The organism is Streptomyces solincola, assembly GCF_002982015.1.
GTDB classification, from domain to species: domain Bacteria; phylum Actinomycetota; class Actinomycetes; order Streptomycetales; family Streptomycetaceae; genus Streptomyces; species Streptomyces solincola.
Map to the genome: position 1 here is coordinate 1 of NZ_PVLV01000316.1, position 5,161 is coordinate 5,161.

Below are 5,161 nucleotides of genomic sequence, written 5' to 3' on the forward strand. Positions count from 1 at the left end.
GTTCGAGGTGCCGGACCACGATCCCGCACGGCTGGCGGAGTCGGAGTGCCGCCAGCTGCGGGCGGAGGCGGGGGAGGTGGGCTCGCCCGAGTACCGGGCGCTGGTGGAGGCGGCGTACGAGGAGCCGGTGCTGCGCGGGTTGTACCCGTTCACCAGCCAGTGGGCGCTTCGGTTCTCCCGTACGACCAGGCCGGGGCTGGATGTGGTCGGGCCCTGGCTGCTGACGCAGAGTGCCGGGCTCTACATGGTCAGTGAGGGGCCGGTGTGGGGGAGTGAGTGGGCGCGGGCCGGGTCGGCGCGGGAGGCGGTGGCGCTTGCGGTGCGGCGGGTGCCCCGGGGGGTCGGGCCGGTTGCGGCCGGGTCCTCTGGGTGAGGGGACAGCGGGGCCGGCCACGGCTGGAGCAGGCTGGTGCCGCAGGCCGCCGGGGCGGGACTTTCCTAAGGGCTGTCCCGTAAAGATCTTGGCTCCGAGTGCGGAGCAGTCTGAAGGGGCGGCGAGGTGCTCAGCCGGTGGTCCGTGAGGTGTCCAGGGACCGCGCGAAGTCGGCGAGCGTGTGGAAGTCGTTCTCCCGTAGGCCGATCCGCGGGTTGACGTGGTGGAGGAGCCCGGGCCCTTGGTGGTGCGTGGTCACGTAGGTCTGATCCAGCTCGCTCTGCTCGTCGTCCACCCAGGCGAAAGGACGGCCGCCTGCGTAGGCCACCACCGGCCCTGTCTTCCAGTGAACTCCATCAGGGCGTTCTTGGAGTAGGACGTCGCCGAAGTCGACGAAGGGCAGTTCCGGGAGGCCGAGGATCGGCGCGATCCACCGGTTGGCGTCGTCCATCCATGTGGTGGCCCAGCACAGTTCGAAGCCGAGCTGGAGCAGGATGTGTCCGTGCTCTGGATTGAGCCAGACTCGCAGAGGGCGTCGTCGGGACGATAGGCCCGTGTCGCCCCGTTGGGCGTCGTTCTGGGGAACTCTGAGTGTGGTGTAGCCGTCGGGGCGCCTCTCCGGCTTGGCTGCATAGGGGTTGAGTGGCCCGTCCACGTCGAGGAACAGCAGCGGTCGATTCACGGATTCCCCCGGGTCTTACGCACTGTGGACTGCTCTGATCAGCGTAGCTGCGGGAGCGTCTCGGCATTGAGCCAGCCTGAGTGATGATCACGATGTGGCGAATGTGATCACGGCATCGGAGCCGTCCTGGATAACCCCATTCGCGGGTCTGAGCCCGCGCCGCTTCGGGAAACTACTGACCACGCTGCGGCGTGATGGAGCAGATGTGGTCCACCGAGGCCGGCAGTGGAGTCTGCCGCTGGAAGACAGGGTGTTGCTGGTCACGGCCTACTGGCGCACCAATCTGACGTTGCGGCAGCTCGCTCCGCTGTTCGGTGTTTCGAAGTCCACCGCCGGCCGAGTCATCAACCACCTCGGACCCCTGCTCGCTCCACAGCCCCGCAAGCGATTCGCCAAGGACACCGTCCTCATCGTGGACGGCACCCTAATCCCCACCCGGGACCACACCGTCGCCGAGCGGTCGAAGAACTACCGGTACTCCACCAACCACCAGGTCGTCATCGACGCCGACACCCGGCTGGTCGTTGTGGTCAGCAAGCCGCTCGCCGGGAACCGCAACGACTGCAAGGCGTGGGAGGAGTCCGGGGCCAAAGCCGCCGTGGGCAACACCGTCACGATCGCCGACGGCGGCTACCCGGGCACCAGACTCGTCATCCCGCACCGCCGACAGCGCGGGCAGAGCGAACTCCCCGCCTGGAAAGAGGAGCACAACAAATCCCACAAGCAGGTCCGAGCCCGCATCGAGCACGTCTTCGCCCGTATGAAGACCTGGAAGATCCTCCGCGACTGCCGCCTCAAAGGCGACGGCGTCCACCACGCCATGCTCGGCATCGCCCGGTTGCACAACCTTGCTCTCGCCGGATAGGCAAGCGGGCCGCACGGCGGCCCACCATGCCTGCGGCGACTTCAAGATCTTTGCGGGACAGCCCTTAGGAAAAGGACACCTTGGCCCATGCTCCGGAGTCCTCGCCCGTCACCGGGAGCAGGCAGGGCCGGACTCCTCCGCGTCCCCACAGCATGCGTTCCGGGAGGAGAGTCCGGCGATGAGGCGCTGCTTTCAGAACCGCTCGACCGTTTGACCGTCCGGTACCTGGTAGCAGCCGCTGGTGACGAACAGGTTCAGCTTCGGGGGAGTCTCGTTGGCCCAGTGGGCGATTTTGACGCTGTACTTCTTGGCGTCGTTGTCGGCGATCAACGTGAGACTCCTGCTCTTGTTGTTGTCCGGCCCGTACGAGACGATCCGCCAGCCATGGCCGGGCATCTCTTCCTTGAGCCGCTCCATCACGCCCGTAAGTGCGTCAGGTGAGGCCGGCGTGAAAGTCCACGGATGGAAGATCGTGAAGTACTTATCCGCATCCTTGCCCGAGCACTCCGCCACGCCGGGCCCTGTGTCGGTCGTCTTCCCCTTGAGCCCCATCAGGTCATGGAGCTCGCTGGAGACCTTCTCCGCCTGGTCGGCGGCATTCTCGGAGGTACTGGTACCCGCAGAAAGGAGGGAGCCCTTGTCGTCAGTCATGCTGCATCCCGTGATGATCGTGAGAGCGAGGGAAACGAGGAGCGCGAGTGCGCCCGGCTTGGCATTCATCTGACTAACGGACTCCTGGTGTCGGGTTCGGTGGCGGCTTCAGGTCCACCTTGTCCTGCTTGCCCGCGACTACCAGGCCTTGGTTCTCCAGGCTCCTGGTGTTCTCCTTCCAGTAGTCGCTGTGGCCGCCGGTGTCCGTGGTCATCTGATTGGCTCCGAAGCGTTCGTCACTGGGGATCGTCCACGGGCCGTCCCAGTCGGTGCCGCCGTGGCCGTACCGGCCGATGTCGGGGACGAAGTCCCCGTCCGCCTCCTGGTTCCAGACGTGTCCCGCGGGGACGTCCAACTGCTCAGCCTTGGCAACCTGCACGCCGGGGCTGCCGGCGAGGACCACGTCGTCCACGTTGAGTTCCCCCTGCCGGGCCGCGGAACCGATGAGGGTCGTGCCGTAGGAGTGGCCGATCGCCGTGCGATGCGGCTCCGGGTCGACAGTGCGGGAAGCGTCCAGGCCGTCGAGGAAGCGGTTGTAGGCCGGTGCGGCGTCATCGGCGTAGTGACTGAACGGTGAGTCCTTCACGATGTCCTGCGGGGCGTCGTATCCGAGCCACGTGATGGTGGAGACGGAACCATTGCCGGCACCGTCGGCCACGCGCCAGAGGTTCTCCATCCGATGGATGTCGCCACCGACGCTGCCCAGGTTCGACGTCGTGCCCGGTACGTAAACCGCCTGGTGGTCGGCCGTGTCCGGATTTCCGTTGGCGACGATTGCCCGGCCATTGCCCTCGGGGCTGAAACCGAGCAGATACGCCTCGGGGAGGCCTCGTTCCCCGGTGCGGTCGAAGCGCGCCTGGATGGCGTTCATACCGTTGATCGACTTGTTGAGCCGTTCGTACCGGTCCCCGTACGTGTTGTGCCAATCCATCCACTCGTCGGTGTGCACCTTCACCGGGGTCCTGCCTGCCGCGATCCACGTCCACTCGTTGGCAGGCGGCTTCGGAACGGAAGCCGGTTCCATCTGGTATTGGCCGTGTTTCTCCGCGAGGACCACGCGGTTCGCGTCGTCGCGAACGGTGGACGGCAGACCGTCGAGCGCGCCCGTCGAGGCCGGCCGGAGTGAAAGCCATGCCTCCTGCTGTTCAGGGGTGAGGCCCTTCCACCACGCGGCATTGTCCTGCGGACTGCCGCCCGTCGGCGGCTGCGGGAGCGAGTCGAGATAGCGCACGCCTGCCTCGCTGACCCCGCCCATGTCCGACTGCGCGTCGGCCCAGTCCCTGGCCGAGACACTGAGGTCGTCATCGGCCTTCAGGGCCCGAAGCTTCGGTGCCCATTTCGCGTCCGCGTCTGTGGCCTCCCTGAGCGCGTCGGCGATGCGGTTGGCGAACTCGACGGCTTTGCCGTAGTGCGGATTGGGGTGAATGTTGATGGCCTGGCGCTCGATGGCATCCGATGTGGCGGTGCCCCCGGCGCTTCCCGTCACGGTTCCGCCCTCAGCGGCCTTCTCCGCTCCGGGCTTCGTGCCCGGCGGGAACATGACTGATCCGTCCGGATGCACCGTGCATCCGGCTGCCTGGGCGTCGGTGAGCGCCGCGTCAAGCCTCCGTTTGGCTGCCCCGAGGTCGAAGGCGAACCCGTTCAATGCCGTGCTCACCAGACCACATTCGGTTTGCGTGTAGTGAAAGTTGCTCGACAGCTTCTTCAGTTCTGCCAGGGCGGCGTCCGCAGCCTCACCCCGCAGTCGGGCGCGAACGCCTGTGGAGATCCGACCGTCGACGGTGTCCTTGGCCGCACCTGCCATGTCACCGACGGCCCGGTAGCCGTCGGCAGCCTCTTCGTACTCAGACTGTTCGAAAGCCTTCAACGTCTTCATGTCCATGGCGCGATCACTTCACCTTGGCCTGGCCGCCGACGGCCTCGGTGTCCGCGTACCGCACTGCCAGTGCGTCCAGTTCCTGCTTCACCGACTCATCGGTCTTCGCCAGGTCGTGCCCCGCCTGGCACAGGAGTCCGCCCAGCGCGTCACACCGGCCGCTCACGTCGCCGACGTACTTCTTCCATGAGTCGTACAACTCCCTCTGCGCCGCCGCACTCTGCACATCGCCCGTATCGCCCAGCCCGGTCTAACCGGAAATCAGCTTGGCGAGAGCAGCGGTGATCCCCTCCTTCAGGCCGGTGACGCCCTCTCCGGCACTGACCCATGCCCCCTTGTCAGTCTTCAGGTCTTCCGAGAATCCGCCACCACCGGGCTCGGGTGCGACCTGGTTCAACTGCATCGAAGACGAGTGGCGCTGCGCAGCCTCGTGCTTGAGCTGCTCCCATTCCTCCCACGGCACTCTCCGTGTCCCCCTTTTCCCGCTTCCGCTGCACCCCGGTCCGCCCGGGACCAAACGTCATGCTAAGTGCTGTGCGGGCGCACTGATTTGGGACGGCTGGCGAATTCGGCTGAGAACATCGGGTCGGGGTGGGGAGGAGCTCGCAGGGCTTGGAGGGAGACCGTCGGCCGCACCTGGCAGCTTGCTGGCCCCCCAGCCGCCCCCGGCCGGTCACCGTCCCGAGATGCGGTCGGCCCAGGTGGCGAGGGGGG

7 protein-coding genes are annotated in these 5,161 nt (G+C 66.7%); 2 read left to right on the plus strand and 5 right to left on the minus strand.

Translation table 11 applies throughout. The features are described from left to right. On the plus strand, nucleotides 1-373 hold a 373-nt coding region (locus C6N75_RS30810; RefSeq protein ID WP_258177510.1), incomplete at its 5' end, for a DUF6193 family natural product biosynthesis protein. Nucleotides 374-503: 130 nt separating this feature from the next. Here C6N75_RS30810 and C6N75_RS20185 read toward each other — a convergent pair. Next, entirely contained in the window at nucleotides 504-1,055 is a 552-nt protein-coding gene (locus tag C6N75_RS20185; protein ID WP_105870321.1) for a hypothetical protein, read from the minus strand. 94 nt (nucleotides 1,056-1,149) lie between these two features. Here C6N75_RS20185 and C6N75_RS20190 point away from each other — a divergent pair, with 94 nt between their 5' ends. Then, nucleotides 1,150-1,920: a transposase gene (locus tag C6N75_RS20190; protein WP_105870322.1), complete on the plus strand. Its 771-nt coding sequence runs from the start codon at nucleotides 1,150-1,152 to the stop codon at nucleotides 1,918-1,920. Nucleotides 1,921-2,112: 192 nt separating this feature from the next. On the opposite strand, the gene C6N75_RS20195 is transcribed toward C6N75_RS20190, so the two are convergent. From C6N75_RS20195 to C6N75_RS32130, 4 genes are read right to left on the minus strand one after another with little or no spacing between them, the layout of a single operon-like run. Continuing rightward, nucleotides 2,113-2,640, minus strand: a complete 528-nt coding sequence (locus C6N75_RS20195) for a hypothetical protein (RefSeq protein ID WP_105870323.1) — start codon at nucleotides 2,638-2,640, stop codon at nucleotides 2,113-2,115. A gap of 4 nt (nucleotides 2,641-2,644) precedes the next feature. After that, nucleotides 2,645-4,453: an alpha/beta hydrolase gene (locus C6N75_RS20200; RefSeq protein WP_105870324.1), complete on the minus strand. Its 1,809-nt coding sequence runs from the start codon at nucleotides 4,451-4,453 to the stop codon at nucleotides 2,645-2,647. Between the two features lie 7 nt (nucleotides 4,454-4,460). Beyond that, complete coding sequence (locus C6N75_RS32125; protein ID WP_322888062.1) at nucleotides 4,461-4,646, minus strand: hypothetical protein; 186 nt, start codon at nucleotides 4,644-4,646, stop codon at nucleotides 4,461-4,463. Between the two features lie 51 nt (nucleotides 4,647-4,697). After that, nucleotides 4,698-4,910: a hypothetical protein gene (locus C6N75_RS32130; RefSeq protein WP_322888063.1), complete on the minus strand. Its 213-nt coding sequence runs from the start codon at nucleotides 4,908-4,910 to the stop codon at nucleotides 4,698-4,700. Between the last annotated feature and the right edge of the window lie 251 nt (nucleotides 4,911-5,161).

Coding starts and splice junctions, on each gene's coding strand:
- C6N75_RS20195 (WP_105870323.1), bottom strand. CDS start 2,640: ATGAATGCCAAGCCGGGCGCACTCGCGCTCCTCGTTTCCCTCGCTCTC.
- C6N75_RS20200 (WP_105870324.1), bottom strand. CDS start 4,453: ATGGACATGAAGACGTTGAAGGCTTTCGAACAGTCTGAGTACGAAGAG.